We start from the raw sequence: 18,092 nt of genomic DNA on the forward strand, positions 1-18,092 counted from the left end.
ATGGGCGCGCCGGCGAACAGCAGCGACAGCACCGCCGCCGCGCCGCACGCGACGCCGGGCACGGTGCCGCATTCGGCCGCCACGGTGTAGAGCGCCACCAGCGGCCCGACCACCGTCATGGAGAAGCCCGAGAACCTGACCTGCAGGGCCAAGAAGATGACCAGGCAAGCGACGAACACGGGAAGCGGGAAGCGACGGCGCAGGAACAGCGGCACCACCGTCATGCCCAGGCCCACGAACACCTGCAGGTCGGGCACCACGTTGACCATGCCGAGATATTGGCGCAGCGCCAGGTCGGGAATGATGATCGACGATGCGGTGAGCATGAGCTGCATGCAGCCGACGGCGAACGCAGCCAGCGCCACCGCAGCATCGACCAGCCAGTCGCGCACCGTCATGTCGCGATATGTCATAAGAAGGTTATCCATGCCGTCCATGGTATCCCGAGCGCGCCGCGCGCGCCATACGCCGCCAGGGGTAATCGCGCAGATGCAGGGCGCGGAGAACCTTAAAGTTCTGGGCGCTTTTGGAGGAGATGGGGCCCTTCGCGCGAATGGTGACCTGGGGTTATGCCGAGAGGCGGCCCGGATTAGCCCTTGAAACCGCCCAGAACCCCGAAAGCATGTCAATTTCAAGGCCGAAAAGCTGCGAAACAGCCCAGAACCCCGGGACTGTGACGGGCATGCAGGCGCGAGTGTGCAGTTAAGCCGCGCCCAGGTCCTCGGTCACGGCTTTGCCGGCGAGGATGCCGAAGGCGCCGTTGGTGGTCAGGCTCTCGCCGCCGCCTTGCGCGGCGGCCCCGCAGCAGTACACGCCCGCGATGGCCTTGCCGCTGACGTCGAGCAGGCGCCCGCCGCCGTCGACCACCGCGCCGCCTCGCGTACGGAAGCGCACGGGGAACTGCTTGAGCGCGTAATACGGCGGCTTGAGGTTCTCCAAGAACTGCTTGCGCCCGAAATCGGAGTCCTTGCCGGCCTCCACCATGCTGGTGAAGCGGTCGATGGTCTTGCCCAACACGTCCTCGGACACGCCCATGCCCGACGCCAGCTTCTCCACCGTGTCGCACGGCCCGACCAGGCGCGATGCGTGCTTCGCCGTCACCTGCGCCGCGCTGCGCGCCTGCCCGCTCTCCGAGATGCTGCTATCGAAGATGGTCCAGAAATAGCCGCGCTCCTCGGTGAAGCACGCCGCGCACAGGCTGCGCATGTAGTCCTCGTTGGCGAAGCGGTTGCCCTGCGCGTCCACCACAAGCGTGGGCGCGAACATGCTCCACGCCGCCGCCGGCGGAAGATCGCTGGTCACCGAGGGGGTCACGCTCATGTCGCTGAGCTGCGCGCCGAGCGCCTGGCACAGCTTGTGCCCCTCCCCCATGGACGCGGCGGTGTAGCAGCCGATGCGCTCCCATGCCGGCAGGTAGTCGCGCATGAGCGCCTGGTTGCTGGCGAACCCGCCCGTGGCCACCACCACGGCGCGGGCATGGACGTCGGCAACACCGGACTGGTCCTTCTTGGCGGTGGAGAAGCGCACGCCGCATACCTTACCCTCCTCGTCCAGGATGAACCCGGTGGCACGGTAGCCGGTGGAGAACTGCACGCCCTTCGCCGCCAGCTTGTCGCGCAGCGGCATCATGATGCTCTCCGTGTCGCCGATGCCGTTTTTCGGGAGCACGCGGCGACGGTTCGCCTCGTTGGCGGAATAGCTGGCGGGGTCGGCGAACTGCGCGCCGTACGAGCTTTTCATGCGGTCGACCCACTCGGGCGCCGCGTAGAACAGGCGTTTCGCGAAATCAAGGTCGGTCACGCCGGCGCTCTTCAGCTGCTCCTTGCGCTCGGGCCACACGTCGTCGCAGGTCTCGGTGATGCCCGCGTCCTTCTGCAGCTGGCTGCCGCACACCTCCATGACGGCGTTGGACTCGTAGCTTTCGCCGCCCAGCACGTCCAGCTTCTCGGCCACCATGACCGACAGCCCGGCCTCGGCGGGGTCCATGGCAGCCGAAAGGCCCGCCATGCCGCTGCCCAGGATGAGCACGTCAACCGACGCGGAGAACGACACCTGGGGCTGCCCGAGCACGCCCGTCCCCTCGGCCGAGGGGACCACGGCGGAGCTGCACGAAGACAGCAGGGGCACGGCGGCGAAGGCGGCGGAGGCGCCGACCAGCTTGAAAAAATCGCGGCGTTTCATGTGCGGCATGCTCTTTCACTAGATGGCGAAGGGACGGCGCCCGCCGCCGTGCAACCGGCAGTGGGCACCGTCCCCCATTTCGATATCGCAGCCATGGTAACGCACGCGCCGCACGCGCGGCCGGCCATTCGGCGCGCGCCACATCTTCTCGATATGCGGCGCGCCGGCGGGCGGAAACCCCGGCAGAGGCGGGCGAGTAGGCAGCCGACGGAAACACCCGACGGAAGTTGCGGCGCCGCGCGCCTTTTCGCCAGCGTGCCCACGGGACACCGGCAAAAGCCACGCCGTTTCCCTCACCGCCCCGCGGCGCGCCGGCGGGCGCTTCCCTATTCGTAGAACTTGGTGTCGGGATACGGCGGCTCGAGGGCGCGCTTGAAAGCTTGCGAGCGCACCTTCGCCAGCACGCGCTCGACGTCGGCGCGGTTGAACCCGGCCTCCACCAGGCCGTCCTCGCTGACGCCGTGCTCGAAATGCGCGATGAGCATGCGGTCGAGCGTGGGGTAGTCGATGCCCATGGACTTCTCGTCCTCCTGACCGGGCGCGAGCTCGGCGCTGGGCGGCTTGACCAGCACGTGCTCGGGGATGGGCGGCACCTGGCCGTCGCGCTCGGCGCGCTCGTTGCGCCAGCGCGCGATGGCGTACACGTCGGTCTTGTACAGGCCGCCGATGGGGGCGAACGCGCCGGCCGTGTCGCCGTAGAGCGTGGAGTAGCCCATCATGGACTCGCTGCGGTTGCCCGTGTTCACGAGCATCCAGTCGTTGGCGTTGGAAAGCGCCATGAGCACCACGGTGCGGCAGCGCGCCTGCGTGTTCTCCGACGCCGTGCCCGCAAGCCTGCCGCAGCCCGAGCGGCGCAGCACCGCCTCGAACGCCTCGAACGGCTCGCAGATGGACACGACGTGCGTCTCGATTCCCAGGTTGTCCGCCAGCTCGCGCGCGTCGTCCAGGGAATGCTCCGTGGAATAGGGCCCGGGAAGCATGACGCCGCGCACATGGTCGGGGCCGAACACGTCGGCGCACATGACGGCGATGACGCTTGAATCGATGCCACCGGAAAGCCCCACCACCATATCGGTGAAGCCGGCGCCCTCCGCATAGGCGCGCAGCGCGTCGACGCACGCCTCGTACATATCGTTCGCTCGCATACAGCTGTCCTTTCAGCACAAGCGGGATTCCTTCGGATACGAGTATGCCCAAGCAGTGTTTCAAGGTTATTGCCAGCACGCAACAGCTTGGCAACCGGTCGAAACGCGCGACCAGCGAACCCGGGACGGCGGGCGGGCGGGCAGGCGGGCGCACGAGTTCCCGTTCACCCTGCGCCGGGCCAGGGAAGGTTTTTCCTCCGCCGTGCCACAAAACGCGAGTTTTCCGAATGTTAGACGTACGCTATCTTCCGAGATTGTAACGACCGCATGGTATTCCGCAATAAACGACCGCCTATCATCACATCGGCGGCATCCTGTACCCGAAATCGCCCCTGCAGATTCGGAAAACTCGCATTCTCTGCCATGATTTGGCGAAAAGCCTCCGCCCTGTCCGCCAATCGCCCAGGACTCGCGGACCGAATGCGCCACGGCGCGCAAAAAGCGGCGCGCCCTGAAGGACGCGCCGCTCGTGGAACCTTGCTTGCCGGCCTGCTATGCGGGCCGTTGCCGTCTAGGACCTACCAGGCCCGGCCGTTAGCGCTTGCGGCGCGTTGCGGCTGCTATGCCGGCGAACGCTGCTGCTGCCAGGGCGAACGCGGCCACGGCCGCCAGCGGGGCCACGGGCAGCTGGTCGCCCGTTTGCGAGAGCTTGCCCGCCGTCTTGCCCGCGGTCTTGCCTTCCTCGCGCTGGACCTGCTTCTTCTCCGCGATCTCCTTGTTCGTGTAGTCCACCAGGGTCAGCTGGCTGCCGGAGGCGTAGGAGTTCAGGATGTTCTCGCCCCATGCGCCGTCGACGAGCTGGACGGCGCCGCGCTCGTCGAGCATGACGGTGACGTCGCCGGCCTTCGCGAAGCCCTCGGGCGCCTCGGCCTCGTAGAGCACGTAGGCCGTATTGGCCTTCAGGCCCGTGAGCACCTGACCCGCGCCGGTGCTGACCCACTCCTTGATGGGGTCGGTGCCATCGGCCAGGCGCACGCCCAGCTTCGCGCCGGCCAGGCCGGTGCGCGCGGAATTCACCTTCGCCACGGTCATCTCGAGCGCCTTGTCGGTGACGGGCTTGGCGCCGTCGCCGAACTCGATGACGGTGCCGGCATCGTAGAGCTCGCCCTTGCTGCCGTCAGCGTACACCAGCTGGTACTTGCTCTCGGCGCCCTTCCCCACGCGATCGATGTGGAAGTGCTGCATGGGCGTGTCCGAGAGCGCGTAGCCCTGCGGCGCGGAGATCTCGGCGAACCAGTAATCGACGCCCTCCGAGATGACCTCGGCGCTGCCGGCGCCCGTCAGGAAGGTCATGTGGCCGTCCTTGTCGCTGGTCGCCTTCGCCACCAGCACGTCGCCGGAATCGCTTGCGCGATACAGCCCGTAGACCGCGCCTGCCAGCGGTTTGCCCGCATCGGCCGCATCGACCTTCGTCAGGCCCAGCTGGATGGGTTTGACGTGGTTGGTGATGGTGGGATGCGCGACCGAATCGCCCATCGCGTCGTACTTCGTCCCCGCCACGCCGTTGGTGGCGTCCTGGGCGCTTGCGTACTTGACGTAGTACTGCTCGGTCACCTTCATGTCAGGGCCGATGCTGACGAAGAACTTGATCACCTCGGTGGAGTACTCGACCGTCGGGTCCTTAGAAGCCGCGGAGCCTGCGCCCTCGTCTCCCGCGAACACCTCGCGCACCGTGAACGAGTAGAACCCGGGGGAAGTCTTGACGATGGCGCACGGCTGCATGTCCGGGCCCACCACGCCGGTCCCCTGATCGACCGCCGCGCGGTCGAAGTCGATCGACCCGACTTCCTCATCGGCATAGGCGCCGTTGCTCGCCGTGGCGATCACCGCGCCCGTCTGGTCGTCGATCAGCTGGAAGGTGAACTCGCCGCTCTGCAGCGCGCGTCCCACCATCTCCTTCGTGATCTTCGGGTCCACGTAGCACACCTTGTCGGCCTCCGGGGCCGGCGCGGAGATGGAGCGCACCGAGTAGCCGCTCAGCGCGAACTCGGCCTCCTCGATCTCGTGCGTGTTGACCATCGTGAACGAATAGGTGCCGTCGCCGTTGTCGATGCCGGACACCGCGGACGTGTAGCCCTCGGGAACCTCGGCCTCGCGCACGGTGTACTTGATGGCCTTGCCATCCGCGTTGGCGGTCAGGCCCGTCCAACCGGCAGCCCAGCCGTTCGACTCGTCGAGCACCTTATCCTCGGCGCCCTCGACCGGCACCGTCTGCCCATCGGCGTTCACGTAGCACAGCTGCGCGGTCACCGAAGCGGGACGCAGGCCGTCGATGTCATCCTCGTCGCTCCACACCTTGGACACGTTGATATCGACCGTCTTCAGCTCATGAGCGTTCGTCAACGTGAACGAATAGACGCCGTCCACCATGCCGCCGGAAACCGTTGCCGTATAGCCCTCGGGCACGTTCGCCTCCTGCACGGTGTAGGAGATCTCGTTGCCGTCAGCGTCGCTCACCGCAAGGTCGTTCCAGGTAAACGCCCAGTTATTAGCCTGGGAAAGCTCCACCGACTTGCCGGGGACCGCCACCTGGTTGCCCTGCGCGTCGACCAGGTACAGCTGCGCCGTCACGGAATCCGGGCGCATGTTGTCGGCGTTGCCGCCGTCGGCCCACACCTTCGCCACGCTCACGCTCGTGCGCTTCTCGGCGGTGTTCGTGAGGGTGAACGAATAGCTGCCGTCGGCCGCCTTCGTCACGCTCGACGTGTAGCCGGCGGGAACGTCGACCTCTTGCACGGAGTACTCCACATCGCGGCCGGCATCCTTCGCGGGCAGGTTATCCCACGACGCCGTCCAGCCATGGGCTTCATCGAGCGTTGCCGTGTAACCGGCCATGGCGCTCGTCTGGCCCGCCACCGTGCGATACAGCTGCGCGGTGACGGCCGGATGCACGCCGGACTGCGGATTGCCCGCGGAATCCTTCCATTCCTTATGCACGCTCACCGAAGTGGTAGCCGTGGTGTGCGCGTTCACCAGGGTGAAGCCCTCGGCAGCACTGCCCATCAGCGAAGAGGTGTAGCCCTCGGGAACATCGGCTTCCGCGACCGTGTACTCGATGGCCTTGCCGTCGGCGATGGTGGGCAGGTCGGTCCACTGATGAGCCCACGCGTTCTGGGCGCTCAGCTTCGCCTCGGCCACGACCTGGCCGTTTGCCAGCAGCTGCGCGGTCACCTCGGCGGGGCGCAGGCCGTCCTGGTCGTTGCCGTCGTTCCAGACCTTCTTCACGCCGATGGCCGTGGTCTTGACCGCGTGCGAGTTCGTGATGGTGAAGCCGAAGGAAGCGTTGCCGGTCACGACGGACGTGTAGCCCTCGGGCGCGTCGACCTCGGCGACCGTGTACTCGATGGCCTTGCCGTTAGCCAGCTTGGGCAGGTCGCCCCATGCATGCTTCCACTCGTTGGCTGCGCTCAGCTCGACGGGCTGGCCCGTTGCCACGCCGTCGGCGTACAGCTGGACCTTAACCGACGCGGGGCGCATGCCGTCGGCGTTGTCGGCGTCGTCCCATACCTTCTTCACGTTGACGGCGGTCGACTCGGTCTCGTGCTTGTTGGTCAGCGTGTACGAGAACGTGCCCTTCTCGCCGGCGTTCTCGGACACCTCGCAGGTGTAACCCGCGGGCACGTCAACCTCGGCGACCGTGTATTTGACGGCGTTGCCGCCCTTCTTCGCGTCAAGGCCGGCCCACTCGTGGCTCCATTCGTTGGCCGCGCTCAGCTCGACCGGATCGCCCACCGACACGCCGTCGGCGTACAGCTGCACCTTCACCGACGCAGGGCGCAGGCCGTCCTGGTCGTTAGAGTCGTCCCAAGCCTTCGCCACCTTGACGGAGGTCTTGCCCGCCTCGTGCGTGTTCGTCAGCTTGTACGAGAACGCGCCGCTCTCGCCGGCGTTCTCGGAGATCGCGCAGGTGTAGCCCGCGGGAACGTCCGCTTCCTTGACGGTGTAGGCGATCTGCTTGCCGCCCTCGTTCGCCGGCAGGTTCGTCCAGCTTCCCTTCCAGCCGCTATCGGCGTTCAGGGCGATCTCGTAGCTGCTCATGGCAACGGCCTCGCCGCCGTCGACGGAGCGGTACAGCTGCACCTGGACGGAATCGGGGCGCAGGCCGTCCTGATCGTCGCCGTCAGCCCATTCCTTGCTCACGGACACGGAGGTCTTCGCCTGCACGTGCTTGTTGGCGAGCGTGTACGAGAACGTCCCGTTCTCCTTCGCCAAGCCGCCGGTCACGAGGGGCGTGTAACCCTCGGGGACGTTAGCCTCGCGCACGGTGTAGGTGATGTCCTTGCCGCCGGCCTTCTTCGCCAGGTTATCCCACGTGAAGGTCCAGTTGTTCGCCGCGTCCAGCGTGACGGTCTTGCCCGTTGCCGCGCCGTCGGCAAACAGCTCCACCTCGACGGAACCGGGGCGCAGGCCGTCGGCGTTATCGGCGTCATCCCAGACCTTGGTCACGCCGACCTGCGTGGTTTCAACGGCATGCGTGTTCGTCAACGTGAAGACGTAGTTGCCGCTCTCATCCACGGCAGTTTCGACCGAGCCCGTGTAGCCATCGACCTTCGCCTCGCTGATCGAGTACGTGTACTTGCCGCTCTTACCGTAGACCGGCTGCTTATCCAGCGTTGCGGTCCAATTGTTCTCGGCGGAAAGCTTCAGAGTTGCCACGATGGTCTTGGCGGCGCTGCCTCCCTCGGAGCGCAGCACGTCCACGGACACCTGCCCGGGGCGCACGCCGTCCTGGTCGTCGACGTCTTGCCACGCCTTGGCAACGCTCAGGTTCACCACCGACGGGGCGTGCGAGTTCTTCAACGTGAACGCATAGCTCACGTTGCCGTTGGCATCCTTGCTGGAGGAACTTTCAACGGTGCCCTTGTACCCGCTGACCGCATCTTCCACAACGGTGTAGGTGTATTGGTTGCCATTCGCGTCCGTAGTGGGCAGACCTTTTACGCTTGCCTTCCACTGGTTGTCGGCGTTCAGCGTGATCGAGTCGACCTGCTCAGATGCGCCGCCCTCGACGCTGCGCATGACGCGCGCCGTCACAGCGCTCGGGCGCACCTGATCGATGTTGTCGTTGTCGTCCCACACCTTGGCGATGGAGATCTCCACCTCGGGCTTGTGCTGGTTCACGATGGTGAAGCCCGCAGCCGCGCTGCCGGTCACGGTGGAATCGTAGCCTGCGACCTGCGTGAGCTCCTTCACCGTATAGTCGATGGCGTTGCCGGACTCATCGTTCACCGGCAGGTTGGCCCACTTGTGGCTCCAGCTGTTGTCGGCGCTCAGCGTCACCGGATCGCCCGACGCCTTGCCGTTCGCATACAGCTGCACCTGCACGCCGTCATGGCTGACGGAGGTCTCGGCGTTGCCTTTCGAGTCGAGCCACGTCTTGTTCACGGAAACGGAGGTGGTGGCAGGCTTGCTATCATCGAACTTGCCGTGGAAGGGGCGGGTATGCGTCTCGCCGGACACGTTGATGTTCTCGCCGATGAACGTGCCACACGAATTGCCCGTCAGGTTGATGGTGGCACCGGGCGCCAAGATGGAGCTGACCATGCCCTTTGCGGAGACGGTTTTGCCGTTCGCGTTCGTGAAGTTCCACAGCACGTAGCCCGTGTCGGCGTCGTTCTCGCCAAGACCGGCGTTCTGGCCGTCGCCGGTCTTCAGCCACACCTGGTCGGGAATGGGCGCATCGGCGCCTTTGCAGTCCACGTTGATGACCAACGCGGCGGAGCCGTCAAGCGGCAGGCCCTTGATATAGATGGGGTTGCCGTTGCTCGTCAGATCGGAAAGCGGCAGGGTCAAATACGCGCAGCCCTTGCCCTGCGTGTACGTGATGCTCTTGCTGTTCTGATCGGCGAAGTCGTATGTAGCCCCAGCGGTTTCGTGTGCCGCAAGGGAGTTCGACAGCTGCGAGGTCTCAGCCTTCACGGCGTTCATGTCGATGAAGGGCGCGTTGGCGGTGTCCAGGTCCTGCGCCACGGTGCGCGGGAACTGCACTTCAGTGCCAGACGTGTTCTTGTTAGCGTAGTTGATCACCTGGTTGCCGTTTGTGTTTTTCGCGAACAGGTTGAAGCTAGAGGTGTTGCCGCCGAACACGATCGCCTGATTGGAATAAGACTGATCAGCGAAGCGGGGGCAGGTGCTCTGATAGTCCTGGATATAGCTCAACGTGGAATGGCCGTAGATCTGATAAAAATCGGATTTGATGCCGAAGTCCTGCAAGCCATACACGTGGTTCGCCAAAATGTTGCCGTAGATGTGGCTGCTCGAGGTCAGGGTATCGAACGCCACCAAATGGAAGCTGCCGGCGATGCCGAGCGCATTACCCGAGCCGTCCTTGCCCGTGTCGCGATACGCGTTCCACGCGCTGGACGTGAATCCGTTCGACGAATCGATGGCGATGAAGCTCACGTCGCCGTTGTTCCAATACGTGCCCGTGGACAGCTGATCGCTTCCGCCCTCGCCGGCGATGGCCGCGGATGCTTTCATCAGCGGCGACAGGCCCACCACCAGGATAGCGGACATCACGATGGACAGCGCCTTGCTCGACAGCGAGCGGGCGCCCGCGCGCATGCGGCGCGCGCGGGCCTTCATATTCGTATGTTCTACCGCGTGGCGGTTCATCTCTTCGTTCCTTGCCTTCATATCCCGTTACGCCCCCTTGATGTCGTTGGAGCCGGATCCGCCTTCCGCCTTGCGCTTACGGCCGCGCGCGAACAGCGCGATGCAGGCCGCCGCCACGGCGGCAACGCCCGCCAGCACCGCAGGCCACCATGCGCGAAGGCCCGCTGCGAAGTCGATCCCCTGTTCAGCGCCTGCCTGGTAGTCGGACAGCGGGGTCTCGCTCTCGGCGATGCGCTCCTCGTAGGCGGTGTTGCCGTCGGGCGCGATCGCATCGGACCGCCCGCCTGCCGCGGAGGCGGCTTCGCCATCCGCAGAACCCGTGGTCACGGTGGCATATTGCGCGCCCGCGGTCAGACCGCCCGCGGAACCGTCCGCGGTCACCGCGCCGGTTGCAGGGTCGACGGTGTAGTAGCGCACGCCGCCGTCGACGATGTCGGTACGCACCACGGTGACATCGCCGTTCAGCACCGCCCCGGGTTGCGCATAGTAAATGGTGTACGTGCGGTACGGCGCATAGAAGCCGTGCGCGATGGGGGCTTCCTGGCCGGACAGGCGCTGATAGGCGACGCCGTCCGCCTCAAGCTGCTCGGGCCCGGAGATCTGCAGCGTCTGGCCATCCGGCTGGCAGGTCAGGGCTTCGCCGCCGATCTGCTTGCCGCTGGCAACGTCCACGTAGCGGACGTTCACCTGGTAAGCCTCGGGCGCCTGCACATCGGAGCGCGTGTAGTACACGGTGTCCGATGCGGGACGGCCGCTTGTGAAGTCCTGCCAGGTGTAAGTCAGCGCGCCCTCGGAGCCGAAGCGCGTGTACGTTTCGCCATCGCGCTCATAGGTGGCGGGCAGGGAGATGCTTGCAGGCTGGCCATCGGCCACCTGAGCCGTTTCGCTAGAGACTACCTCGATGGACACGCGGCCGTTTTCCGCCGGGGTCACCAACGCGATGTTCGCCGTGTAGGCAAGCTGGGCGTTCTCGGATGCGTACTCCAGCGTGAACTCGGGGGCGCCGTCCAGGGTCAGCGACAGCTTGGCGGCATGCTCGGCGGTGTAGACGTTGCCGCGGTTGTCGCGCGCACCCTTGAGCACGTAGCGATCGACCGAGCCGCTATGCGCCTGCGAGAACACGGTCGGCGGCGCGTACAGGTAACCGCCCGCGCCGACCTCCACCTTGTCGCGCATAAGCGACGCGCCGTCAGTGGACGCGTAGGAGATGGAAACCGTTTGCGTTTCCGTGCTGGCCTCGCGGCGCGGCAGGCAATGGATGGTCACCTCGGGCTGCGCGGCCGAAACCGTCACGGCGGGCATCTTGGAAACGGGCACGTACACGCGGCCGTTCGCCTCCACCGTATCGCGCACCGCCACGGTTTGCGACTCGTCGGCGCCGAGCATGCCCAGCTCATCGCGCAGAAACACGTTCCCGTCCTCGTCGACGTATGCGACGCTGGCCGCCACGTCTGCGGCCTCCACCTTCTCGTAGCTCACATAGAGCACGCCGTCTTCCAGCGTGGGGGTGGCCGAAGACGCCCCACCGGCCAGGCGATAGGTGCTGCCGTTGCGCACGATCAGGCGCGGCGCCTCGAAGGGCTGCGTCTCGTCGCCGGCGACCGCCGTGCGGATGCCCACCAGCGAATCGGCGACCGAGCCCGCCGGCTGGCCGTCGACGACCATGGCAACGGCGTACACCGTTGCGGAAAGCACCGGCGCCGCCTGCTGGCGATCGGCCGTTGCCGCCGTATAGAAGTCAAGGGAGATCTTGCCGCTGTGCGAGGCCACGTAGCCGGCCTTGGCGTTCAGCGAGATGACGCCCGCCTGGTCCTGCGGGTTGTCGTACGCATACTGCAGGTCGTGCTGGCGGACCGTGCCTCCGACCGACACGTCGGCGTACAGCGTGGCGCCGCCAAGGCCGACCGCCGTTGCCACGTCGAAGGCGTCGCCGCCGACGGAAAGCGTGTCGATGCCGCGCACGGAAAGGGATTCGGCGCCCTGCGCCACCTGCGAAGACGCGCCTGCCGCGGGTTCGTCGGCAAAAGCCGGCACGGCGATAGGCGTCAACGTCAGGGAAAGCGCCAGGGACAGCCCGACGCATGTTGCGGCGCGAGAAGCCCCGCGCGACGCGACGCAATAGCGAGTTGAGTTCATAGCAGCTCCGTTCGTTCTCGTCTGAACGCGTCGACCTGCTGCAAGAACTAGCCGGCGCGCCGTTTGCCGGCGCTTCCCCACCTATGCGAACGCGATGCGTTTCGCCCCCAGGGGACGGCCGGCATATCATCAGCAATCGGAAAGGGTCGTTCCGCGAAACGGAGCCCTTCGATTTGCCCTTAATCCACTCATGCCGATTATTGCAAGGTGGCAGAGGGCTGTCAAGTCAGAGGGATATCATCTAGAGAATCTATCGTTTTGAGCAGATGACCTGCTGTTTCCCTTGTATATTCGCCGCGTTTGTCGGGATATTTGCTTGCTTTTGTCACCCCTCTGGGAGCAGCACCGGGCATACGACGGGAAACGCCCGAAACGCAAGCAGGCGGCATGCCTTGCGACATGCCGCCTGCTTGAACGGGATACGCTTCGCCGTGCTACTGGATGGCGCGGATCTGCTCGGCCAGCCAGGTTGCCCACTCCTCGACGCCCTCGCCCTTGGTTGCGGCGATGGGGAAGATGGGGGCCTGCGGGTTGAGCTGGCGCACGCTGGCGTCGAACGCCTCGCGATCGAAGTTGAACACGGGCATGGTGTCCACCTTGTTCAGGATGACCACCTTCGCCGCCTGGAAAACGCCGGGGTACTTGAGCGGCTTGTCGTCGCCCTCGGGCACGGACAAGATCATGACCTTGGCGTTCTCGCCCAGGTCGAAGTCGGTCGGGCACACCAGGTTGCCCACGTTCTCCACGATGATCAGGTCCAGGCGCTCCAGGTCGAGCACGTCGATGGCGCGGCTGATCATGTTGGACTCCAGGTGGCACGCGCCGCCCGTGTTGATCTGCACGGCCGCGATGCCCTGGGCCTTGATCTTCTCGGCGTCCACGTTGCTGGCGATGTCTCCCTCGATGACGGCGATGTTGAACTCGTCGCGCAGCGCCTCGATGGTGGCCAGGATGGTGGACGTCTTGCCGGAGCCGGGACTGGCAAGCAGGTCGAGCACGAACACGTGGTTGTCGGCGAAGCGCTTGCGCAGCTGCGCCGCCAGCTGATCGTTCTTATCAAGGATAGGTTGCTTCATATCGATTTGCATGCTGATTCCTCCTATTGATCAAGCAGCGGTTTCAGGCATAAACCAGGTCGGAAAGGCGCGGCGACCGCTCGCGGCCCTCCAGCGCCCCGCCGGGCACGTGCGCGAGAGCCGCTGGCCCCCGCGGCAGACGCCCGCCGCGCGGGACCGCGCCGGCACCCGCTATTCGTCGGGCAGGTCGACCTCGATGGAGTCGATCTGCAGCTCGCGACCGGCCAACAGCTTCGTGTTGTAGCCGCCGCACTCGGGGCACACCATGTGGAAGCGGTCGTGCTCGTACTCGGCGCCGCAGTCCAAGCAAAGGCTGCGAGGCTTCACCATGTTGATCTCAAGCTCCGCGCCTTCGCTCATGGTGCCCTCCGTGAGCACCTCGAACGCGAAGCGCAGCGAGTCCTCGATGGCCTCGGTCATCTCGCCGATGGACAGCGTGACCTTGAGCACCTTCGTGGCGCCCGCCTGCACGGCGGACTTCTCCACCGCCTCCATGACGCCGGTCATGATACCTAGCTCGTGCATGCAGCTCCTTCGATCCGCGAAACCGTGCAGCGCCCGCGCCGCACGCCATTGGTACGAACCCCATACTATCCCAAGAAGGCCCGCACGAAGCGGGCCTTCAGGTTAACCATATATGTTTGCCGGCGAAGCTACTTGCGCTTCACGGCCTTGAGCTTCTTTGCCTTGGGAGCAGCCGCCTGGGCAGCGCCCTCCTCCTTCGCAAGCTCCTCGTTCTGCTTCTTGATGCGCCTGCCCAACGCGATGCGGGCCAGCAGCAGCGACACCTCGTACAGCACGATCAGCGCGGCGAACATGAGCGCCATGGTGACCGGGGAGGCGTCGGGCGTGACGATGGCGCAGAACACCAGCAGGCCCACGTAGATGCCGCGCCAGCTATCGCGCAGCTTCTTGTACGGCACCACGTTGAACACCACCAGGTAGAAGATGACCAGCGGCAGCTCGAAGGCCACGCCGAAGCCCAGCTCGAACTTGATGATGATGTCCACGTAGCTGGCCATGCGCGGCGTGACGGTGCCCAGGCCCATGGCCTGGTCGGTGAGCCACTGGAACGCCGGGTTCAGGATGATGCAGTAGCAAAAGACGGTGCCGACGATGAACAGCGCCACGGCCGCGGCGAACGTGGGGACGAACCACTTGCGCTCGTTGGGCTTGAGCGCCGGCAGGAAGAACGCCAGCAGCTGCCACAGGATAACCGGCGAGCAGGCCACGATGGCCGCCCAGATGGAGATCTTGAAGCGGGTGGAGAACGCCTCGAACGGGTCGATGGCCATGAACGACGGCAGGCCGTCGGGGCCCTTCGGCAGGTACTCGGCAATGGGGATCATCAGGAACTGGCCCATGGTGGGCGTGGCGAAGTAGAACACGCACACGCCGACGAGCAGGCAGACCACGATGCGCACCAAGCGCATGCGCAGCTCGCCCAGATGATCGAATAGGGGCATTCGCGCCGGTCCGATAGGCATCGGTTACTCCCCCTTCGTTTCGGTGTCGGAAGACTGGGCAGCGGGCGCTGCCGGTGCGGCGGGCGCCGCGGGTGCCGCTTGCGCGGCGGTCTCGGGAGCTGCGGCCTCGGTCGACTGGGCGTCGGCAGCGGCCAGGGCGGCCTGCTTGGCGGCTTCGGCCCTTTCGGCCTCGGCGGCCTGCTTGGCGGCGCGCTCGCGATCGTAGCGGGCCTTGCGCTCGCTGAAGCTTTCCTGTTGCCCCGCCGGGCGCGGCTTGGACGCCGCGGACGAGGAGCTATGCGCAGAGACGGCCTTGCTTGCGCTGTTCACAGCCTTGCTGGCGCCGTTGGCGGCCTTCTTGCCGGCATCGGCGGCCTTCTCCATGACGTCGAGCGGGTTCTTGAACGGCTCGTCGGAATCGGGGTCGTACACCTCGTTCTTGATAACCTTGTTCATCTCCTCCTGCGCGTTACGGAACTTGCCGATGGCCTTGCCAAGCGTTTTCGCCATTGCGGGCAGCTTGTCGGGGCCGAACAGCAGGAAACCGAACAGCAGAATGAGAAATAGCTCAAATCCACCGATACCAAACAAAGCATTCCCCTTTGCGTGCGTTCCCTTTACTCTTTTCGCGCTTGCGCGCGACAGCCATTCATGGTAGCACAAACGCCCCGGCCCCCTTCGCGCGCACTTCCTTTACAGAAAAGTTCTGCCAGGGAAGCCGCGTTCGGGGACCGGGGCGTTATCGGTTGCCAGGGGCTGCTACAGGGACAGCACGGAAAGCGCGATGGTGGGGATGCCGAGCGCCAGCACCAGGATGACGCACACCACCACGGTGAAGATCTTCTTGGTGCGGGCCGCCGCCTCGCGGCGCGCCTTCTCGCGCGCCTCGCGCTCCTGCGCCGCCTTGATGCGTTCGGCCTTCTGCTTGGCCGTGAGCTTTTGATTCGTTCCCATGGCGCGCTACCTCAGCTTGCTGCGGATCTCGATGACGCGGGCGATGCTGCGGGCCACTTCCACGCCCACATGCCAGCTGCTCTTCTCGTACAGCACGTTGCCGCCCACCATGGTCATGAGCACGTCGGAGCCGTTGCAGGCGTTGACCACGGCCGAGACCGGGTCGGTGGCCGGCGTTTGGTGCGAGCCGGACAGGTCGACGGCGATGACGTCGGCCAGCTTGCCCACTTCCAGGCTGCCCACCTTGTCGTCCATGCGCAGCGCGCGGGCGCCGCCGATGGTGGCCATCTCCAGCATGGTGGAGGACTTCATGAAGCTGCGCGGGTTCACGGCGCGCTGGATGAGCATGCCGATGTGCATTTCCGAGATCATGTCGGTGGAGTCGGTGGCGGCGGGGCTGTCGGTGCCCAGGCCCACGCGCAGGCCGTTGTTCAGGAACTCGGCGAGCGGCGCCACGCCCATGCCCAGCTGCGCGTTGATGCGCGGGCAGCTGGCGATGGAGACGTCGTACTCCTTGAGCTTGGCCACGTCATGGTCGTCGACGTACACGCCGTGCACCATCATGACGTTGTCGCTTTCGAACGCGCCCCAGTTCAGCACGTAGTTGACCGGCGTGGTGCCCGTGGGCAACCACGGCGGGACCTCCACGTAGCAGCGCGTGGTGTCCATGGAGTGGACGGAGAACGGCGAGGAGCCGTAGCGCACGAAGTCGCATTCCTCGCGGTCGCCGGCGACGCGCAGCGCCACGGGGAGGTTCTCCTTGGTGGCGAGCTGAGCGACCTTGCGGAAGATCTCCGGGTTGCAGGTGAACAGCGACGACGGCGCAAGGCCGATGGCCAGGCGGTCGGAGTCGACCTCTTCCTGCCAATGGGCCACGTCGTTCTCGGCCTGGTGCATGGCGAAGTCCACGCGACGGCGATCCATGGCGCCCACCTCGCGGTAGACGACGCCGCGCATGCCCAGCTTCTGCATGGCGGTGCAGCTGGCGCCCGACGTGGTGATGTCGGCCACGGTGGTGATGCCGCTGGACAGCGACTCGAGGCCGCCGAGGATGGCCGAATCGTACCAATCGGCGACGTCCATCTTCGCGGACAGCTCGCGCATGGTCATGGTCCAGGTGGCGTAGGGGACATCGTGGACGATGCCGCGCATGACCGCGTTCTCCAGGTGGGTGTGCAGGTCGACGAAGCCGGGCAGGATGGCCGCCTGGCCGAAATCGGAGACCTCCTCATCGGGATAGCGCAACTTGAGCATGGCGGCGTCGCCGACGTCGCGGATGGCGCCGTCGCGAACGAGCACCGCACCGTTGTGGATGGGTTCCGACGTGATGGGAAGCACGTACTGCGCGCACAAAAGCATGGGCTGCCTCGCTTGTTCCGTGATTTGCAAGTAAACACGTATGATAGCACCGATGAGCGCCCCGGCGGAGCTTCCACGAAAGCAACGCGGCGAGCGGCGCGGGGCGGCTTGATTCGCAACCTCATCCGAACACTTCGATTTCGTTATCGAACTCAGCCGGACATGTACGGCTGAGTCTGGGAAAGCGCCTTTCCGGAGGCGAGGGCGCAGGGTTCTGGGCGATTGGCAGATGGGGCGGAAGCTTTTCGCCGAATCATGGCAGAGAATGCGAGTTTTCCGAATTCGCAAGGGCGATTCCAGGCGCAGAATACCGCCGAAACGACGACAGGCAATCGTTCATCACGGATTTGCATGCGTTCGTTACAATTCCGGAAGATAACGCCCGTCTAACTTTCGGAAAACTCGCATTCCGAGACACAACGGCGGGAAAACCTTCCTTCCCAGACGGAACAGGGGGACGGAGCGGGGGGGACGGAGCGGGGGACGGAACGGGGGGCGTACCGGGGGGGGCCGGGGGAACGGGGGTGTGTTCACGCGGATACGTCGTCGGAAGTGCGGGGATTGACCGCGAACACACCTCCGTCCCCTGTTCACCGTCCCGCGAGCCTCGAAAACCCGTTCACCCGCAAGCCGCGAAGATCCGTTTGCCACCCGTTCGGCACCTGCTACTTTAAGGGCAGCGTTGCGGTGAATACGGTGCCTTCGGCTTGGGTGCTGGCGACCGTCAGGGTGCCGCCGTGCTCCTCGGCGATGGCGCGCGCGATGGCGAGCCCCAGGCCGTGCCCGCCGGCGCCGCCCGTGCGCGCTTTGTCCGCGCGGTAAAAACGGTCGAACACGTGGGGAAGGTCCTCGGGCGATATGGGCGCGCCGGTGTTGCGCACCTCAAGCTTCGCCTGCTTGCCCGAGCGCGAAAGCGACACGTCCACCGCTCCCCCGTCGTCGACGTACTTGCAGGCGTTGTCGATGAGCGTGCCCGCCAAACGACGCAGGCGCTGCTCGTTGCCGCTCAGCTTGATCCCCGGCTCCACCTGCGATTCCAGCTTCACGCCGCGCTCGAAGGCCACCGATTCGAACTGCAGGGCCTCGCCTTCGAGCACGTCGGACAGGTCCACCTCCTCGAGCACCGGGCGGGCGGCCCCGGACTGAGCGGCGGCCTCCTC

The 18,092-nt window shown here is 65.7% G+C and carries 12 protein-coding genes; all 12 read right to left on the reverse strand.

From position 1 onward, the window contains the following. A partial coding sequence (locus Q0H50_RS03505) for a hypothetical protein (protein WP_294419417.1) occupies positions 1 to 428 on the reverse strand: 428 nt, incomplete at its 3' end. A gap of 274 nt (positions 429 to 702) precedes the next feature. Continuing rightward, the gene (locus Q0H50_RS03510) at positions 703 to 2,181 is read right to left on the reverse strand and encodes an FAD-dependent oxidoreductase (protein ID WP_294419418.1); all 1,479 of its coding nucleotides are present in this window, start codon (positions 2,179 to 2,181) and stop codon (positions 703 to 705) included. Positions 2,182 to 2,507: 326 nt separating this feature from the next. Beyond that, positions 2,508 to 3,326: an NAD(+) synthase gene (gene nadE / locus Q0H50_RS03515; protein WP_294419421.1), complete on the reverse strand. Its 819-nt coding sequence runs from the start codon at positions 3,324 to 3,326 to the stop codon at positions 2,508 to 2,510. Positions 3,327 to 3,860: 534 nt separating this feature from the next. Further along, complete coding sequence (locus Q0H50_RS03520) at positions 3,861 to 9,962, reverse strand: Cna B-type domain-containing protein (protein WP_294419423.1); 6,102 nt, start codon at positions 9,960 to 9,962, stop codon at positions 3,861 to 3,863. A 6-nt stretch (positions 9,963 to 9,968) separates the two neighbouring features. Then, positions 9,969 to 12,077 (reverse strand): hypothetical protein, encoded by a 2,109-nt coding sequence (locus tag Q0H50_RS03525; RefSeq protein ID WP_294419425.1) that lies wholly within the window; start codon positions 12,075 to 12,077, stop codon positions 9,969 to 9,971. 434 nt (positions 12,078 to 12,511) lie between these two features. Continuing rightward, positions 12,512 to 13,165: a hydrogenase nickel incorporation protein HypB gene (hypB, locus tag Q0H50_RS03530; protein WP_042432625.1), complete on the reverse strand. Its 654-nt coding sequence runs from the start codon at positions 13,163 to 13,165 to the stop codon at positions 12,512 to 12,514. Between the two features lie 159 nt (positions 13,166 to 13,324). Then, positions 13,325 to 13,678, reverse strand: a complete 354-nt coding sequence (gene hypA, locus Q0H50_RS03535; RefSeq protein WP_294419427.1) for a hydrogenase maturation nickel metallochaperone HypA — start codon at positions 13,676 to 13,678, stop codon at positions 13,325 to 13,327. Positions 13,679 to 13,806: 128 nt separating this feature from the next. After that, complete coding sequence (gene tatC, locus Q0H50_RS03540; RefSeq protein ID WP_294419429.1) at positions 13,807 to 14,640, reverse strand: twin-arginine translocase subunit TatC; 834 nt, start codon at positions 14,638 to 14,640, stop codon at positions 13,807 to 13,809. Positions 14,641 to 14,643: 3 nt separating this feature from the next. Continuing rightward, the gene (locus Q0H50_RS03545; RefSeq protein WP_294419431.1) at positions 14,644 to 15,210 is read right to left on the reverse strand and encodes a twin-arginine translocase TatA/TatE family subunit; all 567 of its coding nucleotides are present in this window, start codon (positions 15,208 to 15,210) and stop codon (positions 14,644 to 14,646) included. Between the two features lie 168 nt (positions 15,211 to 15,378). Further along, complete coding sequence (locus Q0H50_RS03550; protein WP_118350733.1) at positions 15,379 to 15,573, reverse strand: CASC3 protein CASC3; 195 nt, start codon at positions 15,571 to 15,573, stop codon at positions 15,379 to 15,381. Positions 15,574 to 15,579: 6 nt separating this feature from the next. Next, the gene (locus Q0H50_RS03555; protein ID WP_294419432.1) at positions 15,580 to 16,932 is read right to left on the reverse strand and encodes an amidohydrolase family protein; all 1,353 of its coding nucleotides are present in this window, start codon (positions 16,930 to 16,932) and stop codon (positions 15,580 to 15,582) included. A 665-nt stretch (positions 16,933 to 17,597) separates the two neighbouring features. Then, positions 17,598 to 18,092, reverse strand: a 495-nt coding sequence (locus tag Q0H50_RS03560) for a HAMP domain-containing sensor histidine kinase (protein ID WP_294419434.1), incomplete at its 5' end; no start/stop codon positions are given.

It is taken from the genome of uncultured Senegalimassilia sp. (assembly GCF_934632265.1).
Taxonomy (GTDB): Bacteria; Actinomycetota; Coriobacteriia; order Coriobacteriales; family Eggerthellaceae; genus Senegalimassilia.

Bases quoted from the DNA above. Each gene is read 5' to 3' on its own strand.
- Q0H50_RS03555 (WP_294419432.1), bottom strand. From the start codon at position 16,932: ATGCTTTTGTGCGCGCAGTACGTGCTTCCCATCACGTCGGAACCCATC.
- Q0H50_RS03510 (WP_294419418.1), bottom strand. From the start codon at position 2,181: ATGAAACGCCGCGATTTTTTCAAGCTGGTCGGCGCCTCCGCCGCCTTC.
- hypB (WP_042432625.1), bottom strand. From the start codon at position 13,165: ATGCAAATCGATATGAAGCAACCTATCCTTGATAAGAACGATCAGCTG.
- nadE (WP_294419421.1), bottom strand. From the start codon at position 3,326: ATGCGAGCGAACGATATGTACGAGGCGTGCGTCGACGCGCTGCGCGCC.
- hypA (WP_294419427.1), bottom strand. From the start codon at position 13,678: ATGCACGAGCTAGGTATCATGACCGGCGTCATGGAGGCGGTGGAGAAG.
- Q0H50_RS03550 (WP_118350733.1), bottom strand. From the start codon at position 15,573: ATGGGAACGAATCAAAAGCTCACGGCCAAGCAGAAGGCCGAACGCATC.
- tatC (WP_294419429.1), bottom strand. From the start codon at position 14,640: ATGCCTATCGGACCGGCGCGAATGCCCCTATTCGATCATCTGGGCGAG.
- Q0H50_RS03520 (WP_294419423.1), bottom strand. From the start codon at position 9,962: ATGAAGGCAAGGAACGAAGAGATGAACCGCCACGCGGTAGAACATACG.
- Q0H50_RS03525 (WP_294419425.1), bottom strand. From the start codon at position 12,077: ATGAACTCAACTCGCTATTGCGTCGCGTCGCGCGGGGCTTCTCGCGCC.